The 20,309-nt window shown below is 63.8% G+C and carries 26 protein-coding genes and 1 tRNA gene; 11 read left to right on the top strand and 16 right to left on the bottom strand.

Annotated elements, in window-relative coordinates; translation table 11 throughout:
* Position 1 precedes the first annotated feature (1 nt).
* The 8 genes from kdpA to MB901379_RS18840 all read right to left on the bottom strand — a co-directional run bounded on the left by kdpA (position 2) and on the right by MB901379_RS18840 (position 7,356).
* On the bottom strand, positions 2–1,669 hold the full coding sequence (kdpA, locus tag MB901379_RS18875; RefSeq protein ID WP_158018007.1) for a potassium-transporting ATPase subunit KdpA: 1,668 nt from the start codon (positions 1,667–1,669) through the stop codon (positions 2–4).
* Positions 1,669–1,758: a K(+)-transporting ATPase subunit F gene (locus tag MB901379_RS18870; RefSeq protein ID WP_158018006.1), complete on the bottom strand. Its 90-nt coding sequence runs from the start codon at positions 1,756–1,758 to the stop codon at positions 1,669–1,671. Before MB901379_RS18870 ends, kdpA begins: the two co-directional genes overlap by 1 nt.
* 174 nt (positions 1,759–1,932) lie before the next feature.
* Positions 1,933–3,492, bottom strand: coding sequence for a sensor histidine kinase (locus tag MB901379_RS18865; RefSeq protein WP_158018005.1), 1,560 nt, complete (start codon positions 3,490–3,492; stop codon positions 1,933–1,935).
* A 4-nt stretch (positions 3,493–3,496) separates the two neighbouring features.
* Complete coding sequence (locus MB901379_RS18860; protein ID WP_158018004.1) at positions 3,497–4,270, bottom strand: response regulator transcription factor; 774 nt, start codon at positions 4,268–4,270, stop codon at positions 3,497–3,499.
* 239 nt (positions 4,271–4,509) lie between these two features.
* On the bottom strand, positions 4,510–4,794 hold the full coding sequence (gene esxN, locus MB901379_RS18855; RefSeq protein WP_158016881.1) for an effector: 285 nt from the start codon (positions 4,792–4,794) through the stop codon (positions 4,510–4,512).
* Between the two features lie 38 nt (positions 4,795–4,832).
* A complete protein-coding gene (locus MB901379_RS18850) occupies positions 4,833–5,129 on the bottom strand; it encodes a WXG100 family type VII secretion target (protein ID WP_158018003.1) in 297 nt (98 codons plus the stop codon).
* A gap of 149 nt (positions 5,130–5,278) precedes the next feature.
* Positions 5,279–6,451: a PPE family protein gene (locus MB901379_RS18845; RefSeq protein WP_158018002.1), complete on the bottom strand. Its 1,173-nt coding sequence runs from the start codon at positions 6,449–6,451 to the stop codon at positions 5,279–5,281.
* Between the two features lie 77 nt (positions 6,452–6,528).
* Positions 6,529–7,356, bottom strand: coding sequence for a PPE family protein, SVP subgroup (locus MB901379_RS18840; protein ID WP_158018001.1), 828 nt, complete (start codon positions 7,354–7,356; stop codon positions 6,529–6,531).
* Between the two features lie 358 nt (positions 7,357–7,714).
* On the opposite strand from MB901379_RS18840, the gene MB901379_RS18835 reads away from it, so the two are divergent.
* A tRNA-Leu gene (locus MB901379_RS18835) sits at positions 7,715–7,788 on the top strand.
* A 48-nt stretch (positions 7,789–7,836) separates the two neighbouring features.
* Here MB901379_RS18835 and MB901379_RS18830 read toward each other — a convergent pair.
* Entirely contained in the window at positions 7,837–8,955 is a 1,119-nt protein-coding gene (locus MB901379_RS18830; protein ID WP_158019304.1) for a tyrosine-type recombinase/integrase, read from the bottom strand.
* Positions 8,942–9,529, bottom strand: a complete 588-nt coding sequence (locus MB901379_RS18825) for a helix-turn-helix transcriptional regulator (RefSeq protein ID WP_158018000.1) — start codon at positions 9,527–9,529, stop codon at positions 8,942–8,944. The genes MB901379_RS18830 and MB901379_RS18825 overlap by 14 nt, the downstream gene beginning before the upstream one ends.
* A 99-nt stretch (positions 9,530–9,628) precedes the next feature.
* On the opposite strand from MB901379_RS18825, the gene MB901379_RS25125 reads away from it, so the two are divergent.
* From MB901379_RS25125 to MB901379_RS18785, 9 genes are all read left to right on the top strand, one after another.
* Complete coding sequence (locus MB901379_RS25125) at positions 9,629–9,754, top strand: hypothetical protein (protein WP_269462768.1); 126 nt, start codon at positions 9,629–9,631, stop codon at positions 9,752–9,754.
* A gap of 232 nt (positions 9,755–9,986) precedes the next feature.
* Entirely contained in the window at positions 9,987–10,658 is a 672-nt protein-coding gene (locus MB901379_RS18820) for a hypothetical protein (RefSeq protein ID WP_158017999.1), read from the top strand.
* Positions 10,655–10,870 (top strand): hypothetical protein, encoded by a 216-nt coding sequence (locus MB901379_RS18815; protein ID WP_158017998.1) that lies wholly within the window; start codon positions 10,655–10,657, stop codon positions 10,868–10,870. The genes MB901379_RS18820 and MB901379_RS18815 overlap by 4 nt, the downstream gene beginning before the upstream one ends.
* A complete protein-coding gene (locus MB901379_RS18810; RefSeq protein ID WP_158017997.1) occupies positions 10,860–12,275 on the top strand; it encodes a DUF3631 domain-containing protein in 1,416 nt (471 codons plus the stop codon). Before MB901379_RS18815 ends, MB901379_RS18810 begins: the two co-directional genes overlap by 11 nt.
* Positions 12,272–12,556 carry a hypothetical protein gene (locus MB901379_RS18805; RefSeq protein WP_158017996.1) on the top strand — a complete coding sequence of 95 codons (285 nt, stop codon included), beginning with the start codon at positions 12,272–12,274 and terminating at the stop codon, positions 12,554–12,556. The genes MB901379_RS18810 and MB901379_RS18805 overlap by 4 nt, the downstream gene beginning before the upstream one ends.
* Positions 12,553–12,816 carry a hypothetical protein gene (locus tag MB901379_RS18800; protein WP_158017995.1) on the top strand — a complete coding sequence of 88 codons (264 nt, stop codon included), beginning with the start codon at positions 12,553–12,555 and terminating at the stop codon, positions 12,814–12,816. Before MB901379_RS18805 ends, MB901379_RS18800 begins: the two co-directional genes overlap by 4 nt.
* A complete protein-coding gene (locus MB901379_RS18795; RefSeq protein ID WP_158017994.1) occupies positions 12,813–13,136 on the top strand; it encodes a hypothetical protein in 324 nt (107 codons plus the stop codon). The genes MB901379_RS18800 and MB901379_RS18795 overlap by 4 nt, the downstream gene beginning before the upstream one ends.
* On the top strand, positions 13,133–13,600 hold the full coding sequence (locus tag MB901379_RS18790; RefSeq protein WP_158017993.1) for a hypothetical protein: 468 nt from the start codon (positions 13,133–13,135) through the stop codon (positions 13,598–13,600). Before MB901379_RS18795 ends, MB901379_RS18790 begins: the two co-directional genes overlap by 4 nt.
* A 142-nt stretch (positions 13,601–13,742) precedes the next feature.
* Positions 13,743–14,582: a phage major capsid protein gene (locus MB901379_RS18785; protein WP_158017992.1), complete on the top strand. Its 840-nt coding sequence runs from the start codon at positions 13,743–13,745 to the stop codon at positions 14,580–14,582.
* A 691-nt stretch (positions 14,583–15,273) separates the two neighbouring features.
* On the opposite strand, the gene MB901379_RS18780 is transcribed toward MB901379_RS18785, so the two are convergent.
* The 6 genes from MB901379_RS18780 to MB901379_RS18755 form a co-directional block, all read right to left on the bottom strand.
* On the bottom strand, positions 15,274–15,459 hold the full coding sequence (locus MB901379_RS18780) for a hypothetical protein (RefSeq protein WP_158017991.1): 186 nt from the start codon (positions 15,457–15,459) through the stop codon (positions 15,274–15,276).
* Positions 15,460–15,497: 38 nt separating this feature from the next.
* The gene (locus tag MB901379_RS18775) at positions 15,498–15,938 is read right to left on the bottom strand and encodes a hypothetical protein (RefSeq protein ID WP_158017990.1); all 441 of its coding nucleotides are present in this window, start codon (positions 15,936–15,938) and stop codon (positions 15,498–15,500) included.
* A complete protein-coding gene (locus tag MB901379_RS18770; protein ID WP_158017989.1) occupies positions 15,935–16,357 on the bottom strand; it encodes a hypothetical protein in 423 nt (140 codons plus the stop codon). Before MB901379_RS18770 ends, MB901379_RS18775 begins: the two co-directional genes overlap by 4 nt.
* 451 nt (positions 16,358–16,808) lie before the next feature.
* Positions 16,809–17,060 (bottom strand): hypothetical protein, encoded by a 252-nt coding sequence (locus MB901379_RS18765; RefSeq protein WP_158017988.1) that lies wholly within the window; start codon positions 17,058–17,060, stop codon positions 16,809–16,811.
* A gap of 305 nt (positions 17,061–17,365) precedes the next feature.
* Complete coding sequence (locus MB901379_RS18760) at positions 17,366–17,908, bottom strand: DinB family protein (RefSeq protein ID WP_158017987.1); 543 nt, start codon at positions 17,906–17,908, stop codon at positions 17,366–17,368.
* A 357-nt stretch (positions 17,909–18,265) separates the two neighbouring features.
* Positions 18,266–18,469, bottom strand: a complete 204-nt coding sequence (locus MB901379_RS18755; RefSeq protein ID WP_158017986.1) for a hypothetical protein — start codon at positions 18,467–18,469, stop codon at positions 18,266–18,268.
* Between the two features lie 416 nt (positions 18,470–18,885).
* On the opposite strand from MB901379_RS18755, the gene MB901379_RS18750 reads away from it, so the two are divergent.
* Complete coding sequence (locus tag MB901379_RS18750) at positions 18,886–20,232, top strand: ClC family H(+)/Cl(-) exchange transporter (RefSeq protein WP_158017985.1); 1,347 nt, start codon at positions 18,886–18,888, stop codon at positions 20,230–20,232.
* The last annotated feature ends 77 nt before the right edge of the window (positions 20,233–20,309 follow it).

Genomic DNA, 20,309 nt, shown 5'->3' with positions numbered 1-20,309 from the left:
TTCAGTGGATCCCTTCGGCCAGCGGACCGAGCGCAAGCGCGGGCAAAAAGGTGAGCGCAACCAGGATGACCGTCACGCCGACCACCAGGCTGACAAACTGGGGCCGGTGGGTCGGTAGCGTGCCGGCCGATTCCGGGGTGGCGCCTTGCCGGGCCAGCGCTCCGGCCAGCGCCAGAACCAGAATCATCGGCAGAAATCGCCCGAAGACCATCGCCAGGCCCAGCGCGGTGCTGTACCAAACGGTGTTCGCGGCCAATCCGGCGAACGCCGAGCCATTGTTGTTTGCCGCCGAGGTAAACGCATAGAGCACCTCCGACAGGCCGTGCGGCCCGGTGTTGGCCATGGCGGCGCGCTCGCCGGGCAGTGCCATGGCGACGGCGGTGCCCACCAGGACGATGAGCGGGGTGACGAGGAAATAACCTGCGGCCAGCTTCATCTCGCGCGGGGTGATCTTCTTGCCGAGATACTCCGGAGTCCGGCCGACCATCAGCCCGGCGACGAACACGGTGATCACGGCCAGGATCAGAATGCCGTACAGGCCGGAACCGGCCCCACCGGGTGCGACCTCGCCCAGCTGCATGTTGAACAGCGTCACCATCCCGCCCAGGCTGGTGTAGGAGTCGTGCATCGAGTCGACGGCGCCGGTGGAAGTAAGGGTGGTCGCGTCGGCCCAGACCGCGGAGTCGGCGACACCGAAGCGCTGCTCGACTCCTTCGGTTGCGGCGCCCACCGCCGTCGGGACGGTGCCGTGGTGCTGGACCTGGAAGAGCATCATCATGGTGACGCTAAAGGCGGCCAGGACCGAGACGACCGCGGCAATCGCGTAGCCCTGTTTCTTGCTGCCCACCATGCGCCCGAAGGTGCGGGGCAACGAGAAGCTGATCACTAACAACAGGAAGATCTCCACCCAGTTGGTCCACGAGGTCGGGTTCTCAAACGGGTGCGCGGAATTGGCGTTGAAGAAGCCGCCGCCGTTGGTGCCGAGCTCCTTGATCGCCTCCTGGCTGGCCACGGGACCGCCGGGGATGATCTGCGGTGGGCCGGCCAGTGTGGTCACTTGATCGCCGAGATGAAAATTCTGGACGACGCCGCCGACGACGAGGACGATCGAGCTGACGACGGCAATCGGTAGCAGAATGCGCAGCGTGCCGCGAACCAGGTCCACCCAGAAATTGCCGAGGTCACTTGTGCGATTGCGGGCGAACCCGCGCACCAGAGCGACGGCTACGCCCATACCGACTGCGGCAGAGAGGAAGTTCTGCACCGCCAACCCCGCCATCTGGGTGAGATGGCCCAGCGTCGATTCGCCGGCATAGGCCTGCCAATTGGTGTTGGTGACGAAGCTGACGGCGGTGTTCCATGCCAGCGCCGGTGTCATGTGCGTTGCCGGATCGGGAAGGTGTAGCGGCAGTTTGTCCTGCACCAGTTGCAAGACGAACAGGAATACGATGCTGACCACCGAAAACGCCAGCACACTGCGGGCATATGCGGCCCAGGTTTGTTGGGCGTTGGGGTTTGCGCCGATGATGCGGTAGATGAATTGTTCGGCGCGCGAATGGCTTTGCGAGCTGTAGACGCGGTGCATGTAGTCGCCCAGTGGAACGTGCACAGCCGCGAGGGCCGCGGCCAGAAGCCCAACGAACAACACCATTGCCGTGTTGTCGCCCATCAAAACTTTTCCGGATACAGAAGTGCCGCAACAAGCAACAGCGCGATCAGCACGGCTAGGGCGAGACCGATGGCGTTGGCGGCACTCACAATTCCAGCCTCAATAGGGCGTTGAAGGCAGCGAAGATCGCCACCGTCAGCACGAGGTAGACCACCACGGACATGCGCGTCTTTCTAACCGCTAATCGCCGACCTCCCGGTCGGAGGGGCCACGACGACGCTAAGCCTAACCGAGGCCAGGCGGGAGTGCCCTTAACGGTTTCTTTACGGCCTCGGGTGTGACCGTGACAGTCGGTCCAGCGAGTCCGAGCGGTTGGCCGAGGTCGCACCGGCCGGCTCGACGATCAGCGGCAGTCGGACCCGGAATACCGTTCGGCCGTTCGCGGACTCGGCGCTGACCGACCCGGCATGGGCTTTGACGATTGAGCTCACAATGGCCAGGCCCAATCCATGACCCGTGCCGGTGGACTTGTTACCGCGGACGAACCGCTCGAACAGGTGGGGCAACACCTCGGGGTCGATGTCGGGTCCGTCATTGGCGACCGTCAATTCGGCATATGGCCCATCGGGGTGGCGGGGATGGTGGGTGACGGCGGTGGTCACGGTGACGTGGGCCGGTGTGTGTACCCAGGCATTGGTCAGCAGATTGCTGACGAGCTGGTGCAGCCGGGCATGATCGCCGTTGACCCACACCGGCTCATCGGGCAGATCCTTTGCCCAACGGTGGGTCGGTGCTGCCACTGCCGCGTCGTTCACGGCATTCATTACAAGATCAGTCAGGTCGAGTTTTTCGGTATCTAGGTCTTCCCCCTCGCCCAAGCGTGAGAGCAACAGCAACTCGTCGACCAGGGAGGCCATCCGCCGTGCTTCTAGCTCGATACGGGCGAGCGCATATTCGGTGGTCGGAGGCAGATCGGAACTGTCCTGCCGGGTCAGTTCGGCGTAACCCTGAATGGCTGCCAGTGGAGTCCGCAACTCATGGCTAGCGTCGGTGATGAACTGCCGCATCCGAACGTCGGAATCAACGCGGTGCTGCAGCGCACTATCGACGTTGTCCAGCAACCGATTCAGGGTTTGACCGACGATCCCGACCTCGTTGTCCGGGTCGGTATCTTCCGGTTGGACTCGCACGCTGATGCGATGATCGTCGCCGGCCAGCGGCATCGCGGCGACCTCCGCGGCGGTCGCGGCGACCCGGCGCAGCGGGCGAAGGGTATATCGCACCACCCAAATCGTTACCACCGCAGTGATTATCAGTGCGGCCGCGACCAGTGCGGTGGTGGTGATTTGCTTTCGGGTGATGATCTGGTCGGCGATGCTTAGCGATACGCCGACGATCAGGCGGTCCGACCCGACCGAACGACTATCGACTTGATAGGAACCCAGACTGCCCAAGGTTTCGACATGCATCGGGCTGTCGCTCCAAGCCCGGGTCTCGATGGCCCGGATGACATCGGGCGGTGCGGGCCGCGGTTCGTCTTCGGAGAAAACCGCCGAACCGATCACCTTGCCGTCGCGCATCACCGCGATGAGGTTTCCGGGCGTCTGACCGGTGAACTCCAGCAGGGCTTGGGACACCGGTGGAGTGCCGGTGTGGATCGAGGTGTGCTCGCCGTTGCGGTATCGGGCGTATGCATGGCTGAACGCATGCAAGGATTCGGCGACCTCGGCATCGTTCATCGCGGTGACATAGCCACGCAGGCTCAGCACCGAAACGGCGCCCACGGCTACCAGCACCACGCTCACCACCGCCAGCACGCCCAATAACAGTTGCCAGCGCAGAGAGCGCGGAAACCACCGTGGAGTGTTGCGGTGCCTCGTCACGGGCCTACTCCGCTGGTCGTAGCATGTATCCAATCCCGCGGACCGTGTGAATCATCGGCTCCCGGTCCGCGTCGATCTTCTTCCTCAGATACGAGATATAGAGGTCGACGATACTGGTGCGTCCAGCGAAGTCATAGTTCCAGACCCGGTCGAGGATCTCGGTGCGGCTTAGCGCGCGACGCGGATTGCGCATCAGGAAGCGAAGTAGCTCGAATTCGGTGGAGGACAGCGAGATCGGTGTGCCGCCACGGGTGACTTCCCGGCTTGCCGCGTCGAGCCTGAGGTCGCCGACTCTGAGGGACTCATCGGCAGGCGGTGCCAAATGGCTAGAGCGGCGCAGCAGTCCGCGCAGCCGTGCGACCAACTCCTCAAGGCTGAACGGCTTGGTCATGTAGTCGTCGGCGCCCGCGGTCAAACCGGTGACCCGGTCCATCACCGAATCGCGTGCGGTGAGGAACAGGGTGGGCGTGTACGCGTCGGACTCGCGGACTCGCTGCAAGATCTGCAGCCCGTCGACATCGGGCAGCATGATGTCGAGCACCAGCACGTCCGGGCTGATCTTGTCGAACTTGGCGATAGCTTCCCGCCCGTTGTGGGCGATCTCCACGTCCCAGCCCTCATAGTGCAGAGCCATCTTGACCAGATTGGTCAGCGCCGGTTCATCGTCAACCAGCAGCACCCGAATTGGAGAGCCGTCTGCGCGGTAGATCCGGGGTAACTGCCCCAGAATGGCTTGGCGCGGCCGTTGGCTACGCGCGGATCCCGTCATTGCCGTCATGATTCCTACATACTTTCAAGCACACATACGGTCGTCACGGACCTCATACGAACCTCAAATCTAGTCCTGGTCAGAGGCCGGTGAAGGGTGTTAGTTGCATGTGTGCTTGATATGTGTTCCGTGTGCATCAAGCCGGTGCACGGCCGGCGTGCCCTGGTCGACCTATTCGGTGTTTGTCGTGGGGGAGACAGAGAAGTGGCCGCACACCGAGGTGTGCGGCCACTTCTCTTGCTGTGTTGTCAGGCCCAGCTGGACCCGACGGCGCTGTCGGTCTGCGCCATGTTGTTGCCGGCGGCCTGAACCTTCTGGCCGTGGGCGTTAGCCTGCTCGTAGATCACCTGGAAGTTACGGCCCAACTGGGTAATGAACTCCTGGCAAGCCACCGAACCGGCGCCACCCCAAAAGTCACCGGCAGCCAGCACATCGCGAACGATGGCCTGGTGCTCGGCCTCGAGCGAGGCGGCCTGGGCGCGGATGAGAGCGCCGTGGGCGTCGACATCGCCGAACTGGTAGTTGATGGTCATTGGTTTTGTCCTCCTGGATCGAAGCTGTCTGGTTGGTACTAGCTGCTGAGGACCTGCTGGGAGGCCTGCTCCTGCGTCTCGTAGTGGTTGGCGTCGCGGACGAGCCCGTCGCGCACACCGTGCAGCATGTTGACAATGTTGCGGAAGGCCTGGTTCATCTGGCCCATAGTGTCCAGCGAGGTCGCCGAGGCCAGGCCGCTCCAGCCCGCACCGGCGATGTTCTGCGAGGACGCCCACATCCGACGAGCCTCGTCTTCCACCGTCTGGGCGTGGGCCTCAAAGCGTCCCGCCATTGCCCGCATCGCGTGCGGGTCGGTCATAAAGCGTGTGGCCATGCTTTCTCTCTCCTTGTCTGTAAGTTCGCGGTTGTCGAAGGTCTAGCACCTGGATTGGTGCGGCGGTAGGCCGCATCGCGGATAGATTACGTCTTACTGGTTAATTGCTGGCCTAAAACGAGTGACAATTCCTCCCTTTTTTTCCTGCGTCACACGACGACCTGTTTGGGCATAACGATGGGCTTGACGCCGTAGCGCGGACCGGCGTAAGCGCCGGCTCCCTTGCCGGCTCCTGCCATGCCGGCGGGCACACCCGCCATGCCGCTGACCGGACCCGCTTCCTCGGGAACGCTCCAGCCGCTGCCGCCCAAGGCTCCGACCGTTGTCGCCTCGGGGACCGCGCTCGACCAGCTGGCAGGTACGGCCAATTTGCCGACCAGGCTGGCCTCGCCCAAAGCGGCGCCGACGCCGGCGGGCGCCACCGAGTCCGCCAGCCCCGCAGTCGCCGCGGCCGCACCTTCGGCGGCCTCAATGGAGCCCTCGGCGACCGCAATCGGAGCGCCTGTGTCGAGGGCGTTGGCAAGGAATATTGCGGTGGGGATGGTGGCTGTGGTCCACCAAGCCGCGGTGTTGACGCCGCCGTTGACGATGTTTGCGACGAACGGAATCCCGAGAAAGTCTTCGAGGTCCTGAATAATTCCACCCACCCCCGTCGCGTCGAGCGCCGAAGTGAGCGGGGAGGCGAATCCCATGATGGTGCTGGACAAGTTGCCCAGCAGACCCGTCACCACGTCGGTCGCGGCGGCGGAGGCGGCCGCCTGGCCGACCGCTGCCGATTGCGCGGCGAGCCCACCTGGGTTGGTGGACTGCTGCGGGGTGCTCAACGGCTGCAGGGTGCCCGAGGTCGCGGAGGCGGCCGCGTACCCATACATGGCCCCGGCGTCTTGTGCCCACATTTCGGCGTAGAGCGCCTCGGTCGCCATGATCGCCGGGGTGTTGATACCCAGGAAGTTCGTCGCGACCAGCGCTGCCAGCAGGGCGCGGTTGGCGGCGATCACCGGCGGCGGCACGGTCATGGCGAACGCCGCCTCATAGGCGGCCGCGGATGCCGCGGCCTGCATGCCGGCGTGCGCCGCAGCTTCCGCGGTGTAGGTCAGCCAGGCCACGTACGGCTGGGCCGCGGCGACCATCGCCATCGACGCCGGGCCCATCCACGACTCGCCGGTCAGTTGGGTGATCACCGATTCGTAGGAAGCCGCGGTTGTGCTCAATTCCATGGCCAGGCCGTTCCACGTCGCAGCCGCGGCCATCATCGGTCCCGGGCCTGCGCCCGCATACATGCGTCCGGAGTTGATCTCAGGAGGTAATGCGCCGAAATCCATTGTTGTTTCCCTCTTTTAGAGTATTAGCGAAAGTTGTGGCTTTTGATGAAATGCGAAATTGCGTCGCCCAATGGCGCCTAAACCGCTGCTGGCTTCGGCATGACGATTGGCTTGACGCCATAGCGTGGCGCGCCGAAGCCGGCGCTGTTGCGCGCGGCCGAACCCAATCCCGCCGGCATCCCCATGAAGGTCCCCGGAGCGGCTTGGGGCGCGGCGGCGGTCCAGCCTGCGCCCGACAGCGGCGTCGTGCTCGATACCAGCGTGGCCTGCCCGGCCCAGGTGGGCGGTACCGACAGCATGCCGATGGCGGATGCCTCGCCGATACCGGCTGCCAGCGGTGCCCCGCCGATGGCAGCCTCCGCTGCTCCCAGGTCACTCAATGCGCCCAGGCCAGCTTCCGCGCCGATGGTGGCGTCGGCTTCGGCGGCCTCCTCGGCGGGAAGCAGACCACCGCCGGCGAGGCCGATCAGCGTTGATCCGGCAGAAGCCCAGTTCCCGACACCGATGTTGAGCAGGTTGGCGATGTTCCCCGAAAGCTCGTCGGGAATCGCGCTGTTCGCACCACCGATGAGGCCGCTGATACCCGACGAAATTCCGTCGAACGGTGAAGCGGCCGCGGCCGAGTTGAGGTTCTCGGTCGCGCCGTAGGTACCGGCGCTGATACCCAGGGTGTTGACGAACATGTCGTGCATGGCCTGAGCCTCGGTGCTGACCTGCTGGTAGTAGGTGCCATATGCGGCAAAAAGTGCCGCTTGCAGCGCCGATACCTCATCGAGAGCTGCCGGAGCGATGGCTGTCGTCGGGGCTGCGGCGGCCGCGTTTTGAGCGGCCATTGAGCTTCCGATGGTCCCCAGCTGGGCAGCCGCGGCCGTCAACTCTTCAGGCACTGTTTTAAGGAATGACATCCATTGCTCCTTATGAACTCCCCGCCCTCAGCCCACCCCGGACTGGATCCTGTGCGTAGGCGTAAGGGCCCCTGTGTGTTGGCGTAACGCTAGCCACCCACGCCTCCACATTCGCGACTCAAAGACGTGGGGAGGGCAGTCGTTTACGGCTTCTTAACGAAGGCGTTGACAGTTTTTACAAGGTTTTGGCGCCTGACATAGCCGCGTCATCTGACTCCGGCGGCGTGACACCGTATTTTGGCGCGCGGCGCGCGGATCCTACGCCCACTGCCGCCTTGGCGCACGCTAGGTTTTTAGGCGAGGTTTCCCGGGAGGCGACGTCTCGGAGGCGGCGTGCGCACGCTAGATTCGCCGCCGAGCCCCCATAGCCCAATTGGCAGAGGCAGCGGACTTAAAATCCGTCAAGTGTCGGTTCGAGTCCGACTGGGGGCACGAGAGCTGCGCGTGAATATGCACAGCTAGATGCGATTTTCGGGTTTGCTAGTCGTCGCCGCTGGCTTGCTCTGCCCACAGTTTGCCCACACTCTCATCTAACTTGTTGGCAACTGCAGCGAGGTCGTCGTCGAAGAGATCGGCATAGACGTCCAAGGTCATAGCCGCCGACGCGTGCCCCAGCATCCGCTGAACAACCTTCACATTGGCGCCCGAAGAGATCGCCAGCGAGGCCGCGGTGTGACGAAGAGCGTGCGCTGTGATCCGGGGGAACGTCTTGTCTGCTTTCCGGCAGCGATCGACTGCACCGGACAGCCAGGAGTCATGGGATGACGGCGGCCCGAGGTAGCCGCCCGCCCGCGCCGGCCACAGCAGTTCGTCGTGTTCCTTGCCTTCGCATGTTCGGGCCAGCTCGTTGACGACGAATCCGGGCAACGCAATGGTTCGGTTCTTCCCCGACTTCAAGGTGCCGACGTGGACCTTGTTGCCGACGCTGACCGCGTTCTCATGCAGCACGATCTTGCGCTTGAGGAAATCGACATCGCGTACTCGCAGTGCGGCTGCCTCACCCCACCTGAGGCCGGCCGTGCCTAGTAATAGCACCAGCGATCGGTACCGCCCCGCCTCGACCGCCAGGGCGTGCAACTGGCCGGCCGTCAGGTAGACGTTCTTCCGCCTGGTGCGCACCGGCAGCTTGACCCCACGGGCCGGGTTCGCCGCCAGCCGCCGGTCCCTCACGGTGTCATCCAAGATCCGCGCCAGCACTGAATAGACCGTGATCACCACCGTGGCCTTCCGCCGCGTCGATAGCTCCGTGATCCACGCCTGAACTTCCGAGTAATTGATGTCGGCGATCTGGGTCGCCGACCACCTCGGCTGGACGTGTACGCGCCAGGCGGACTCGACCGAGTGATACGCGGATGGCTTCATCACGCCCTCTTGACGGGCCAGCCACTCCGGACCCAACTCGCCGATCGTGATCTTGCCCAGCGCCGGTGCCACGTACTCGCCCCGCATCTTCGTGACCTCGACAGTGTTCGCGAACGCCTCCGCATCACGCTTGGTTCGGAAGCCGCGTTTGTCGGTCTGCCGCCGGTCGGGCGTCCGGTACCGGACGCGGTAACGAGTTGCACCGGATGATGTTTCGTACCTCTCAATCGTCGCCATCTGGACCTGGCTCAACAAGCGTGCTCCTGAGCCCGGCAATCTGCGAGAGATAGAATGCGCGGGTTTTCCTCTGCTCATCCGTGAGTTCAACGTGGCCAGAAATCTCTTCATTCAGCCGGTCGCGCCAGTATTGGATTCGGCGCCAACCACGCAGCCGTTTGGTGTTTTCCGCGTACTCGCCCCGATCAAGAGCTGCCTGGCGCGGCTCAAGATCGGATATTCCGCGCTCGCCTGAAAACCATTGCGCCGCAGTAAATCCAGTGACTTCGTCACCGGGAACTACCTCGACGACGTTCGTTATCTCGTCGCTCGGGTCGGGAAACAATAGCGACGCGGGCGAGGTGTTCAATGCGCGGGCCAAGATGAGCATCTCTGCCACTGTCACGGACCGCCGGCGCCCAGTTTCGATCTCGCTCACCGTCGCCCGACCAATCGGATAGCCGAGTTCTTCGGTGCGATCGGCGAGCCACTGTGCGGATCGTTTCTTGCCCCGAAGTAGCCTGACAGCCCCGCCTATCCGCTCGGTCATGGACCGCTCCCACTTTTCTGCTGACATGTCCAGCAGAATACGCATCACTTGCAGACTGAGCCAGCGGCGCGTAGTGTGCTGTGATGTACGGCAATATGCCGTGAATCTGATGAATAAATCATCAATCAAGCGGAAGGGGAGCAAATGACCAACTCGGCCGGCCTAATTCCCGGCCCGACGGTATTCATCGCCGATCTGGAGAAAGCGGTGCCAGAGCATCTACTTCCCCACGTCGCCAAGCCGAACAGGTCGCAGCTGTCGTACAGATGACAGTCGACTCACTGGCCCAAGACCGCTACAGGCGCCGTGGAATTCCATGGATCAAAATTTCCGGTCGCGTGCGCTACCTGAGGTCTGACGTTCTGAAGTTCCTGGCGGACAACCGATTCGGCGGGGACGGCGCGTGATGAACACCACCAACAAGGGCGAAGGCCCCTCGGCGGCAACCGGGGGCCTTCCGAACCAACCCATCACACCGTTTATGAGAAAGGACAGCTCGACGATGACTCTACCCGCCGCCACCGACAGGCTTCAAGCCTTGTGCTGCGAGTGTGGCAACCTCCGTACGTACAAGGTTGCCCGAAACCGGCGCGGCTACTGGGGCGGCCGCGACTGGCACCGTGACCTTGGAGACCTCAAATGCTCCGCCTGCCGGGCCGTCACGACGCACGCCCTACTCGCCGACCCAACCGACTTCGACGAACGACGCCAACTCGCGGCCCTCGGCGACAGGACGTTCTTCAGCGGTTGGGACGAAGAGTCGTTCCGTTGCAACCAGATCCAGTACCGAAAGGGACTGCCACGTAACCCGAATCTGCAGCACTCGTGGTGGGTCCGCGACGCCGACAAAGCCCGAGCGGCCGGTCAAACAACCGTCGCAGCCCTATGCGGCGAGACCATCAAGCTGCCCACTCCCGAGCGCACACACACTCAAAAAGGCGGCGTGTACGAAGCCCCTCGGACGTTTTCAGAGGTTGAGCGAGAAGACCCCGACACCGGCCTGTCCTGGCTTGACCTCGACTGCGTCGACTGCTTGCGCGTCTGGAACACAGCACAAGCGAAAAAGCGGCGCAAGGAACTATTTGTCAAGATCATGCGGCTAGCAGCCGAAATCGACACCCTCGATGCGGCAACCGTGGATCGGCTGCTCTCCCACATAGAGGTGCAGTCATGACAGCCACCTTCGAGAAGCCACCCGAAGAGTGGAAGCCCTACACCCCCGGCCAACGTTGGCGGCCACCGCATCTCGGCGTCAAAGCCGAGGGTTTCCGGTGGGGCCACCGCATGGGCCGAACTGATGCTTGCAGGCGCCTCTGGCAGCACCTGAGTCCCGAAGGCCGCCAGCTGGCCGCCGTAATTGCTGATGAGGGGTCAGATGACGACTGATCAAATCAGGCGCGGTCAGGAGGTCGCTCAGCAGTGGGCGGCCTCCGCCGGCGCGCGCCTGCTGGACGAACTGCTGTCTACGATCAAGTGCTACGTCGTATTTCCCGACGACCACGCGGCCGTCGCCGTTGCGCTGTGGATCACGACCACGCACGCCTTGCCGGCGTTCGAATGTGCACCACGATTGGCCATCACCAGCCCCGAAAAGCGCTGCGGCAAATCACGATTGCTGGACATCATCAGCGGAACCTGCCACCGGCCATTGGCAAGCATCAATGCGACAGTCGCCGCCATCTTCCGATCCATCGGAAACCAGCACCCGCCCACGCTGATCATCGATGAAGCAGACACCATCTTCGGCAGCAAAAAGCTGGCCGAACAAAACGAAGACCTGCGCGCCCTGATCAACGCTGGACACCAACGCGGCCGGCCAGCTCTGCGCTGCGTCGGCCCATCGCAGGTTCCCACCGAATTCCCCACATTCGCGATGGCGGCGATCGCTGGCATCGGCAAACTGCCCGACACCATCGTCGACCGCGCGGTCAACATCACCCAGCGTCGACGGTCGACAGGAGAGAAGGTCTCACAGTTCCGATCTCGCCGCGACGGCCCGGTCCTCGAAGCCATTCGGGATCGCGTTGCTGCGTGGGCCGCAGACCAGATCGATACTCTGGCCAAGTCGGAACCCGAGATGCCCGTTGAGGACCGCGCCGCAGACACCTGGGAGCCGTTGATCTCGGTTGCCGACGCCGCCGGCGGACATTGGCCAACAACTGCTCGCGTCGCCTGCGCCACCCTGGTGGCCGCCACTGACGAGGCCGACCAAGAGCGAGCCTTGGCCACCAAACTGTTGGCCGACATCCAAACGATCTTCACCGAACACTGCGTGTCGTTCCTGCCGTCCGGCCAGCTCGTCGCTGCTCTGCGCTCGATCGATGAGTCACCTTGGTCCGAATTTGACTACAACACCAGCAAACTCGCCTACTACCTACGCGACTTCGACATCAAGCCGGGCCGGGACACCACCGGCAAGATCCGCGGCTATCGCCTCGACATGTTCACCGACGCATTTTCGCGGTACCTGCGTCAGAACTCGTCAGACCCGTCAGAAACCCTATCTGACCAGCCAACTCAATCTGACGTCCCAGAATCGTCTGACGGGTCGACCCGTCAGAACGAATCTAACCGTCAGAACGAAACCGCAGGTGAGCCCCTATTTCTGACGGCTCTGACGGGTTCTGACGCATCCCCCGCAGAAACCAGCCAAAATCCCTCACCCGCCGCCATGCCCAGACGCCGGCCCCAACCACCGCCGCTGTGCCCGGACTGCCGCCGCGCACCCGCCCGCAGCGACACAGGCCTGTGCGACTTCTGCGCAGCAAAGCGAAGGAAGAACCCCGCATGAACTACGTCAACCGCATCAACACCACGCCGTTCACGCCCGTGCCCGACGACACGACCCGCACCCATGGACCAGTCAGGCTGATGCTCGGCGCCACGCCTGGCCGCAGAATGAGCGTCGGCCTACTCCTCCAAGCGCCACCGCCCCTGGGCACCATCGAGGTGTATTTGACCGGTCACCAAGTCACCGACCTGCACCACCAGCTAGATGAACTGGTCCACCTCAGCGCCGACGAAACCGCAGCCCTGATTAGCCGCTTGCACGAGGGACGTGACCAATCATGATGTTCCCTGACCGCACCGCGGCAGCGCCGTTAGACGCTCTGCTCCTGGCGCAGACTCTTTGGCGTGACGACCACGAAGCGACCCAATTGCTGTTCCGGGACTGCGACCCCTACGCGGTGACACGCCAGCTGGCCGGCTGGCTACGGTGCGCTATCCAAACCGCGCTCGCCTACGGCGCCGGCCCAGAGTTCGGCGATGAGAACGAGTTCGACGTTCTGCGGCGATGGATTCAAGACGTCCAACAGGAGGTGACGCAGTGACAGGCCAAATCGGCTCGCAGTATCCCCAGCCCGATCCGCGCGGCTGGCTGGTCTTCGAATCGCTGCCCCCGGATCTGCAGCGCGCCGAAGACGCCACCCAGCACGCCGACTACCACCGCACCGGCGGACACGGCGTCCAACTGCTGTACGAGCGCGACACCTGCACTTGGTACTTCGAACGCACAGCCACCGACACCGAACGCACCCTACTGGAGCACTTGGGCTACGCACTGCCCGATGACCTGACGACCCGGGTCAGCTACGCGTCTGAGACGCTGCGCTGCCGCACCTGGCCACAACTAGAGGAGACGACACCATGACACCAGCCGAACCCACCATGCCCGAAGCTGACACCGCGGCTGAGCCGCCGCGGCCAGACCCCGCGACACAGGCCACGCCCGAAGGTGCTCAGCCCGAACCGGAGCCCACACCCAACTCTGAGGCGGCCCGCTACCGGGTCGAGCGCAACAAAGCCCGAGCCGAGCGTGACGCCCTGGCCGAACGGCTGGCGGGCTACCAGAGGCGGGAATGCGAAGCGGTCGTGGCCGATGTGCTTGACGTGCCGGGCGATTTGTGGGAAGTCGGCGGCGCAGACGTCGCCGCGTTCTGCAACGATGACGGCACTGTGAACGAGGTGGAGTTGCTCGGTGCCGCAGCCGCTCTCGTCGATATGCGCCCCCGTTTGGGCAAGCCCAACCCGGGTCCGCGGTACTGGGGACAGCACAGCGCAGACGTGCCCGGAGACGGCAAGGTCGGCTGGTCGGATGTCATATCCCCCGGGTAAACTAGCTGGCGAGTCGGAGCGTCGGCAGGACCGGGCCGGCTCAAACGCAGGGCCAGGCGCCCAGCGCGTTTACTCCTGGTGAGAACGCGGATAGTCCTAATCCGTTGCGCGACATGCGCACTCACCTGATGGAGTCTTTCCGATGGCATCAACAACTGGCACCTTTGGACCTATTCTCACGCCTGAACAGGTCGGCGATCTCGTCATCCAGCCCCTCATTGCGCAGTCGATCGCCGGGCAAGTCCTGACCAGTGTGTCCACTGATCGGCACACGTACCGCATCCCGATCGTCACCACCGACCCCAGCGCCGGCTGGGTCGCCGAAGGCGCCGAAATCACGGTGTCCGACCCCGACATCGACGAACTCGAGGTCACTCCTTCCAAGCTCGCGGCGCTGACCGTGATCTCTCAAGAGCTGGCCGACGATTCCAGCCCGGCCGCAGCCAACGTGATCGGACAGGGCATCGTGCGCGATCTGACCCGTAAGACCGATCAGGCGCTGTTCACCGCCACCACGACCGACGGGCCCGGCGGGCTACCCGGTGTCTCCGGTATCAGCACCGTCGACGCCGGCGCCGCCTTCGCCAACGTCGATGCGTTCTCTGACGCGCTGTACACCAGCGAGCAGCACAACGGTACGGTGACCGCGTTTGTCACCAACCCGGCCACCGCGATGACACTGGCCAAACTCAAGACCGGCAGCGACCGCAACACGCCACTGCTGCAAGCCGATCCGACGCAGCCCGGTAAGCGACAGATCCTCGGCGTGCCACTGCTGACATGCCCCTACGTCGCCACCACCAATAACGACGTCTGGGCGGTTCCCAGGGCGCAGACGTTCTTCGTCGTGCGTGAAGTCGCCGAGGTCGAATCCGACCGCAGCGTGTTCTTCACCAGCCACCGGGTCGCCATCCGCGCCATCGTCCGCGCCGGCTTCGGCTTCCCCAACCCGCCGGCCATCGTCAAAATCGCCACCAGCTGATGAAGATGACTGTGCGGCGTCGCCGTCGCAAGACACCGCTCGACACAACGCCGACCACTATCGACGTCACGCCGGGCATCGCAGTGTTTTTCGACGGCGCGCAGCGCAGCGGCCGACTGCACGCCGTCCCACAACACCTCGCCAGGAAATGGCAGCGGCAACGGTGGGTCAGCATCGTCTGCTCCGAACCGGCCAGTGCCGGTGTCGCGTCAAACGCCATCAACAATCGGTCGACAGTGGCGCAAGCCGCCGCCACGACCGCGCCGTCCTTGCGCGAGAGCGACGAGCTGCGCGACACCAGCACCGACCCGGGAGCAGGCCCTCCACCCCCTCCCCCGGGTAAGGGGGGAACGCCGCGGGGTTCTGTGAAAAATGGTCTGTACGGTTCCCAGAAATTTTCGGCCGCGGTCGCAGATTCGGCCGATAAAGTGTCTAATCCTTTGTCAGACAACGTAACTCATGTCGATGATGGCGGTTCGGATGGCGTTTCAGAGCCGTCATTTGCGCATGATTTGCCCGTAGGGCCGCTTACGGGTTCGGGTCCGGCGCGTACGGGTTCGCGGGTGTGCCCGAATTGCCTGTCGCCGGTGTCTGGCCGGCGGAAGTGGTGTAGCGAGGCGTGCCGGGTCCAGGCGTACCGGGGGCGGATGGCCGACGAGACTCCCGCAAGGCTCCGCGGCGAGCCAGCTCTCTACGTTGATGGGGTGACTGACGCCTCAGCGACGTAGGCGTAGATCTTGGCGACTTGCTCTAGCCGGTGCAGCCGAGCGTCCTGGGCGTCTTTGAAAGCGTCGCCGGCAAGTTCCTCGACCTCTTTCACGATCTGCTGGTAGAGAACCCGTGCCGCCTTGTTCTTGTCTTCGTTTGCAGCAGGCATCCTGTCAAAGTACCTAACAATGGCCGCGGTGACTCAAGTCAGGCTGGGGTAGCGATGGCGAAGTCCACGGTTCGGGCGTCTCGAGCCACTGCTGGTCGCGCCGCATCTCCACTCACCAGGGATAGGACCACGCCCCGCGGACACTGCGCGAGGTAGTCAAGGAACATTCCTACGGTAGCGTTCGCTCCTGGGCGTTCGGGTGGGGAACTCAGGTCATCATCGGCTTCGGGGATCGCGCACCGATTGTCGATCACGGACACCAGGTGCACATGTTTCTCCGACCATACGAAGAGGTTGGCAAAGCCGCCGGCGGCGCGCAGCCGACCTAGCAAGACGTGAAGGGGCTCGCTGTCGAGAGCCACCACAACGGGGTAACCGCCGTCGTCGCCGGTAACCGGTAGGTCAAGGTCGGCTATGGATCCGCAAGCAAGGTTCCAGTTCACAACGCGTCGAAACTCGTCAAGCTGCACTTCGCTCACCCTTCGACCCTTCCCATGATGATACGTACCCGGTCGGCTATAACCGATTCAACCTGCCAATAGGAATGCTGCACGTCGCCAACGACATCTAACTTCGCGAGCGGTCGCGGTTCTTCCCCGTTCACCGGATGGTAATGGCAGTTACCGTGGCAGCAGTCAAACGACTCGACGGTTTCCCAAGCTTCAGCGGTTAGAACTTGGATGTTGATAGCGAAGTCGACCAAGCAGCCTTTGTGCCGCCAGATGTTGTACTGAACTCGGATAGACGGCGCGTCATCGATAGGGGTTTCCCACTGCCTTGGCTTGCAGTCCTCCCGCGGGGGCGGCCGATAACGGCCTTGCTCGGCGCCGAGGGACTGCTCCACCTGCTTTTTGGCTCGCCGCAGCTGTTGCTGCCCTTGCTGGTTGCGGCGAGTCATTCCTACCAGGGTAGCTAGCGAATGCGGTCAGCTTTGAGCGTATGGGTTCTGCGGCCGACCAGTGATCGGCGCGGATTCCGTATACTGTCCGATTTTTCGTACGGTTTCCGATACGACCGCGGCCGCCAACGTTGTCAGGGTCGGTCCAGTTCCACGCCCGCCTGGAAATTCCCGCCGATGCGGTCGGCAGGTGACTCAATTTGAGTCACGCAGCCGGCGACGGTTGCGGCCTGAAGGCGGAGCTGCCCGTCGGTGCGCTTCAGGCGACGCGTGTGGGCGTGTAGCGACCGTACGTGCCGCGCGGATCGCCGGCGAGGTACCAGCGGTGCTGCAGCTCGGCGCGCGCCAGGAGACTCGGCGCGTCGGTGGTCGGCGATCGCGGCCTGGCTGCGGCACCTGCACCGCCGGGAACCGCCCGCCAACCACATAACAATGCCAAGTGCCCTTAGTTCTAGCGTTCGTAGCTCTTGCGCTGCAGCTCATCCCATGTGGCTTGCCGTTTCGCGGACGCTTCCGTTTCTTTCAATTCGGCAACATCGCGCTCAAGGCCAGCAACTATTGAGATCAGCGCGCTGATTGCGGTATCGCGGAGTTCTTGGTCGCTGTACCGCTGGTCCCGATCGTTCATCATCGTTTGGAGCTGGTCAGCGAGCGCCTGAGTTTGTTGCCCTGCGTCTTGCGGCAAGCTGAGCTTGATCGCCATGAGTATTTCCTTCCTGACCTGGCTCTGCCCACCGAGCGCCCACAATCTGCCCACAGTTGCAGACAACTGTGGTGAACTACAGTTATGTATTTTAGCAGGTAAACCGGGTTTCGGAAGCCCTGCCGGGGCCTTGAAGTCGGTTCGAGTCCGACTGGGGGCACCGCATAGACGCTGGTGAGAGGCATATCTACTCAGCTGTGGCGACCGTATTGCCGGAATCGTCCGCAAACTGTCCGCAGCAGCATCGCAAGCGCCCGCGACTGCGCACCCCATGGCGCTCAGCGAGGGAATTGTCAATACCTGTGTTACCGGTTTGATCTTCCCTCCGAGGCCCTTGCACGATAGAGGTCGCGGAGCAGGGCGATCTCGCCGCCATGGTGCATGACTTCGCGATTGATGTGCAAGACCAGTGTTGCCATGGGCCGTTCGGCCCATGGGCCTTCGGCTTCACCGACAGGCTGTTGCAGCGTTGCATCGTTGAGCGACTGCACGCCGTCGCGCCAAGCGAGGTAGTGCTCGCGCAGGGCGTTGAGACCGTCTTCGGCAGTGGCTGGCCAGTTCGCAGTGGCGATGGTCAACGAGCCGTCGCCGAAGTGGGCGCTGGCGCGGATACCGAACACTGGGATGGCGATATGGGCCAGTCGCCAGGCGATCGTGGTCAACGGCGGATGTTCCGGGAGCGGCCATTGCCAGTCGATCATGGGCTGGTCACCGGCAGTCCGGATCGTCCAACAGCCTGATACCGGTTCCCAGAAGTACTCGTCGTCGGTGAGCCCTTCCAGTCTGGGTGCCAGGTGGTTGTCCCAGTAGAAGTCGAGCTGGTCGAGCAGTTCGTCGCGCCAGATCATCTGTGCTCCTTTCGGCCGGTGCCGCGCCTGATGAGGCTGGGTTCAGCAATGGGCGATGGGCCAACAAATGTCAGGCCTGCCGACATCGCCAGCGCGACGGTCGGTTGTGTCGACACGTCGGCTTCTAGGGCGGCAATTCCGGAGCTGGTCGGCTTTGGTTGTCACGGTTGCAAGGTCACCGCTCGTCCGGGTGCGTAGTGCATCACCGCCGTCCTTCCCAGTTCGTGGTATGGGCCCGGTTGTGCCTCTGGGCGAAGATGTTTTCCCACGTGATGGCCATCTTCGTCCAGTAGTTGGCTGCGTTGATCAGATGCCCGATGTCCCAGGCTTGCGGCTGCGACCGGGTTGGTGGCATCGCTACGCCAGCACAATCGGTGGACCGCTAGCGGTGAGTGCGCCGACTCCGATTGCCGCGTCGATGGCGTCAATAGCTGCTGTGGCGGGTCGAAACGGCTGCTCAGGAGACGTTGCCGTGCTGGTGAATTCGGTGCTCAACCCCTGCCACTGGATGGTTGTCTGCCGCAGTTGGTCTGACGTCACCTTGAGTCCGCTTGAGCTCATGCGCGGATCTTAGGGCGACCTGGGCGAGGCCCGCCATTCACCGGGTTGCGCTAACACAGTCCACTTTCACCCGTGTTCTGCCCCAACCCTCTGAACGGCCGGTGCCCAACATCGACGCAGCTTGAACGAACAAACGTCGAGAAGAACAAACTCAATATCCGCCTAGTGTCGGTTCGGGTCCGACTGGCACAAGGATTTGCGCAGCCGCCGCGCAATCGGGTTGCCGGGTGGACCGCAGGATGAGGGACCGAGCGCGGAACCGAGGTTGTCGCGGGTCGCTTCGGAGGTGGTCACAGCCGATCACGCCGATCTGCGAGACTGTAGGCCGGCCAGTAAAGCGGTGAAGGAGAACGGGTGCTCGTGCATCTTCGGGGCAAGGAGAACCACGGTCTCGGCGGACTGACGCGCGCCGCGCAATGACCGAGCCGACGCCAGGCTCGGACGAGCCGGCCGACTTCATGCGGGGCTCGGTATTGATCTGCGTCACCTCGTTGGTCGCGGGGGTGATCATCGGGTTTGTCGGGGGCGCGTTCCGCTGGTGTCTGCAGGCGGCCGACACCATTCGGATCGACTTCGTCGACTGGGCGCATCGGCTGCCCGGACCGGGCTGGCTGGTTCCCGCGGCGGCCGCGGCGGCCGGCGCAACCCTCGCCGCGCTGATCGTGCGCTGGGAACCGCTGGCCGCTGGCAGCGGAATCCAGCATGTGGAAGCGGTCTTTCGCGGCGACGCGCGACCGCCGCTGATTCGGCTACTGCCGGCGAAGTTCATCGGCGGCGTGTTGGCCATCGGCTCGGGACTGGTGTTGGGCCGGGAGGGACCGACGGTGCATATGGGCGCCGCGATCGGCGCCGAGGCGGCCCGGCGGGCCCGGCTCGCTGAGCCCGAAATCCGAATGATGCAAACGGCTTTGGGCGGTGCCGGGCTGGCGGTCGCTTTCAATGCCCCCATCGGCGGTACCCTGTTCACCCTCGAAGAGGTGACGAAGTCCTTCCGGGTGAAAACCGTGCTGGCGACGGTCTTTGCGGCCTCGGTTGCCGTCGGGTGTTCGCGGCTCATCCTGGGAAACCACCCCGACTTCCTGGTCGAACGGGTCAAGGCCCCGGCTCTTGTCTGGCTTCCCCTGTTCGTCGTCTTCGGTCTGCTGACCGGATGTCTGGGGTCGGTCTACAACCGCTTGGTGCTCTGGTTTCTCGACCACGTCACCGGGGCGTGTCGAGTTCCCACCCTGGCGAAGGCGGCGCTGATCGGCGCCGTCATCGGGCTGGCGATGTTCGTCTACCCGCGCGCGGTCGGCGGCGGGGACCCGATGACGCAGCTGATCGTCGGCGGCCACCAGTTCGCCCTAGCGATCGTCATCGGATACCTGGTGGTTCGGTTCTTTGCTGGCCCGCTGTCGTATTCCGCCGGCGTGCCGGGCGGATTGTTCGCGCCGCTGCTGGCGGTTGGGGCCCTGTGGGGAGTGCTGTTCGTCGGGGTCTTCAACGCCGTGTGGCCCGCCGATGCCACCTCCTTGGCGATTCCGATGGCACTCGTCGGCATGGCGGCGTTCTTCGGGGCGACCGTTCGGGCACCCGTGACGGGGATGGTTCTGGTCATCGAGATGACGGCGACGACGTCGGTGGCCGTGCCCATGATGGCCGCCACGGCCGCGGCGGTCCTTGCCGCGTATCTGGTGCGGTCGCCGCCGATCTACGACAGCCTGCGGGAGCGGATGCCTGCCGAATCCACGCCGGGGGATGGGTGTGAGTCCGCGGATCGGTGACGGCGCGCACAGCGAGCGGCCCAAAACCGGGCCTGACAAGTGCCCGCTCGCGCACGGTCGCGCCGTCGGATTCAACC

This window comes from Mycobacterium basiliense (assembly GCF_900292015.1).
Taxonomy (GTDB): Bacteria; Actinomycetota; Actinomycetes; order Mycobacteriales; family Mycobacteriaceae; genus Mycobacterium; species Mycobacterium basiliense.
The sequence above is the reverse complement of the archived record's forward strand: the minus strand, read 5'-3'. Positions and strand labels throughout refer to the sequence as shown.

What these genes read in the sequence shown, in the direction of transcription:
- kdpA (WP_158018007.1), bottom strand. Translation starts at nt 1,669, where the DNA reads ATGGGCGACAACACGGCAATGGTGTTGTTCGTTGGGCTTCTGGCCGCG.
- MB901379_RS18860 (WP_158018004.1), bottom strand. Translation starts at nt 4,270, where the DNA reads ATGACGGCAATGACGGGATCCGCGCGTAGCCAACGGCCGCGCCAAGCC.
- esxN (WP_158016881.1), bottom strand. Translation starts at nt 4,794, where the DNA reads ATGACCATCAACTACCAGTTCGGCGATGTCGACGCCCACGGCGCTCTC.
- MB901379_RS18850 (WP_158018003.1), bottom strand. Translation starts at nt 5,129, where the DNA reads ATGGCCACACGCTTTATGACCGACCCGCACGCGATGCGGGCAATGGCG.
- MB901379_RS18845 (WP_158018002.1), bottom strand. Translation starts at nt 6,451, where the DNA reads ATGGATTTCGGCGCATTACCTCCTGAGATCAACTCCGGACGCATGTAT.
- MB901379_RS18840 (WP_158018001.1), bottom strand. Translation starts at nt 7,356, where the DNA reads ATGTCATTCCTTAAAACAGTGCCTGAAGAGTTGACGGCCGCGGCTGCC.
- MB901379_RS18830 (WP_158019304.1), bottom strand. Translation starts at nt 8,955, where the DNA reads ATGGCGACGATTGAGAGGTACGAAACATCATCCGGTGCAACTCGTTAC.
- MB901379_RS18825 (WP_158018000.1), bottom strand. Translation starts at nt 9,529, where the DNA reads ATGCGTATTCTGCTGGACATGTCAGCAGAAAAGTGGGAGCGGTCCATG.
- MB901379_RS25125 (WP_269462768.1), top strand. Translation starts at nt 9,629, where the DNA reads ATGACCAACTCGGCCGGCCTAATTCCCGGCCCGACGGTATTCATCGCC.
- MB901379_RS18820 (WP_158017999.1), top strand. Translation starts at nt 9,987, where the DNA reads ATGACTCTACCCGCCGCCACCGACAGGCTTCAAGCCTTGTGCTGCGAG.
- MB901379_RS18815 (WP_158017998.1), top strand. Translation starts at nt 10,655, where the DNA reads ATGACAGCCACCTTCGAGAAGCCACCCGAAGAGTGGAAGCCCTACACC.
- MB901379_RS18810 (WP_158017997.1), top strand. Translation starts at nt 10,860, where the DNA reads ATGACGACTGATCAAATCAGGCGCGGTCAGGAGGTCGCTCAGCAGTGG.
- MB901379_RS18805 (WP_158017996.1), top strand. Translation starts at nt 12,272, where the DNA reads ATGAACTACGTCAACCGCATCAACACCACGCCGTTCACGCCCGTGCCC.
- MB901379_RS18800 (WP_158017995.1), top strand. Translation starts at nt 12,553, where the DNA reads ATGATGTTCCCTGACCGCACCGCGGCAGCGCCGTTAGACGCTCTGCTC.
- MB901379_RS18790 (WP_158017993.1), top strand. Translation starts at nt 13,133, where the DNA reads ATGACACCAGCCGAACCCACCATGCCCGAAGCTGACACCGCGGCTGAG.
- MB901379_RS18785 (WP_158017992.1), top strand. Translation starts at nt 13,743, where the DNA reads ATGGCATCAACAACTGGCACCTTTGGACCTATTCTCACGCCTGAACAG.
- MB901379_RS18780 (WP_158017991.1), bottom strand. Translation starts at nt 15,459, where the DNA reads ATGCCTGCTGCAAACGAAGACAAGAACAAGGCGGCACGGGTTCTCTAC.
- MB901379_RS18770 (WP_158017989.1), bottom strand. Translation starts at nt 16,357, where the DNA reads ATGACTCGCCGCAACCAGCAAGGGCAGCAACAGCTGCGGCGAGCCAAA.
- MB901379_RS18765 (WP_158017988.1), bottom strand. Translation starts at nt 17,060, where the DNA reads ATGGCGATCAAGCTCAGCTTGCCGCAAGACGCAGGGCAACAAACTCAG.
- MB901379_RS18760 (WP_158017987.1), bottom strand. Translation starts at nt 17,908, where the DNA reads ATGATCTGGCGCGACGAACTGCTCGACCAGCTCGACTTCTACTGGGAC.
- MB901379_RS18755 (WP_158017986.1), bottom strand. Translation starts at nt 18,469, where the DNA reads ATGAGCTCAAGCGGACTCAAGGTGACGTCAGACCAACTGCGGCAGACA.
- MB901379_RS18750 (WP_158017985.1), top strand. Translation starts at nt 18,886, where the DNA reads ATGACCGAGCCGACGCCAGGCTCGGACGAGCCGGCCGACTTCATGCGG.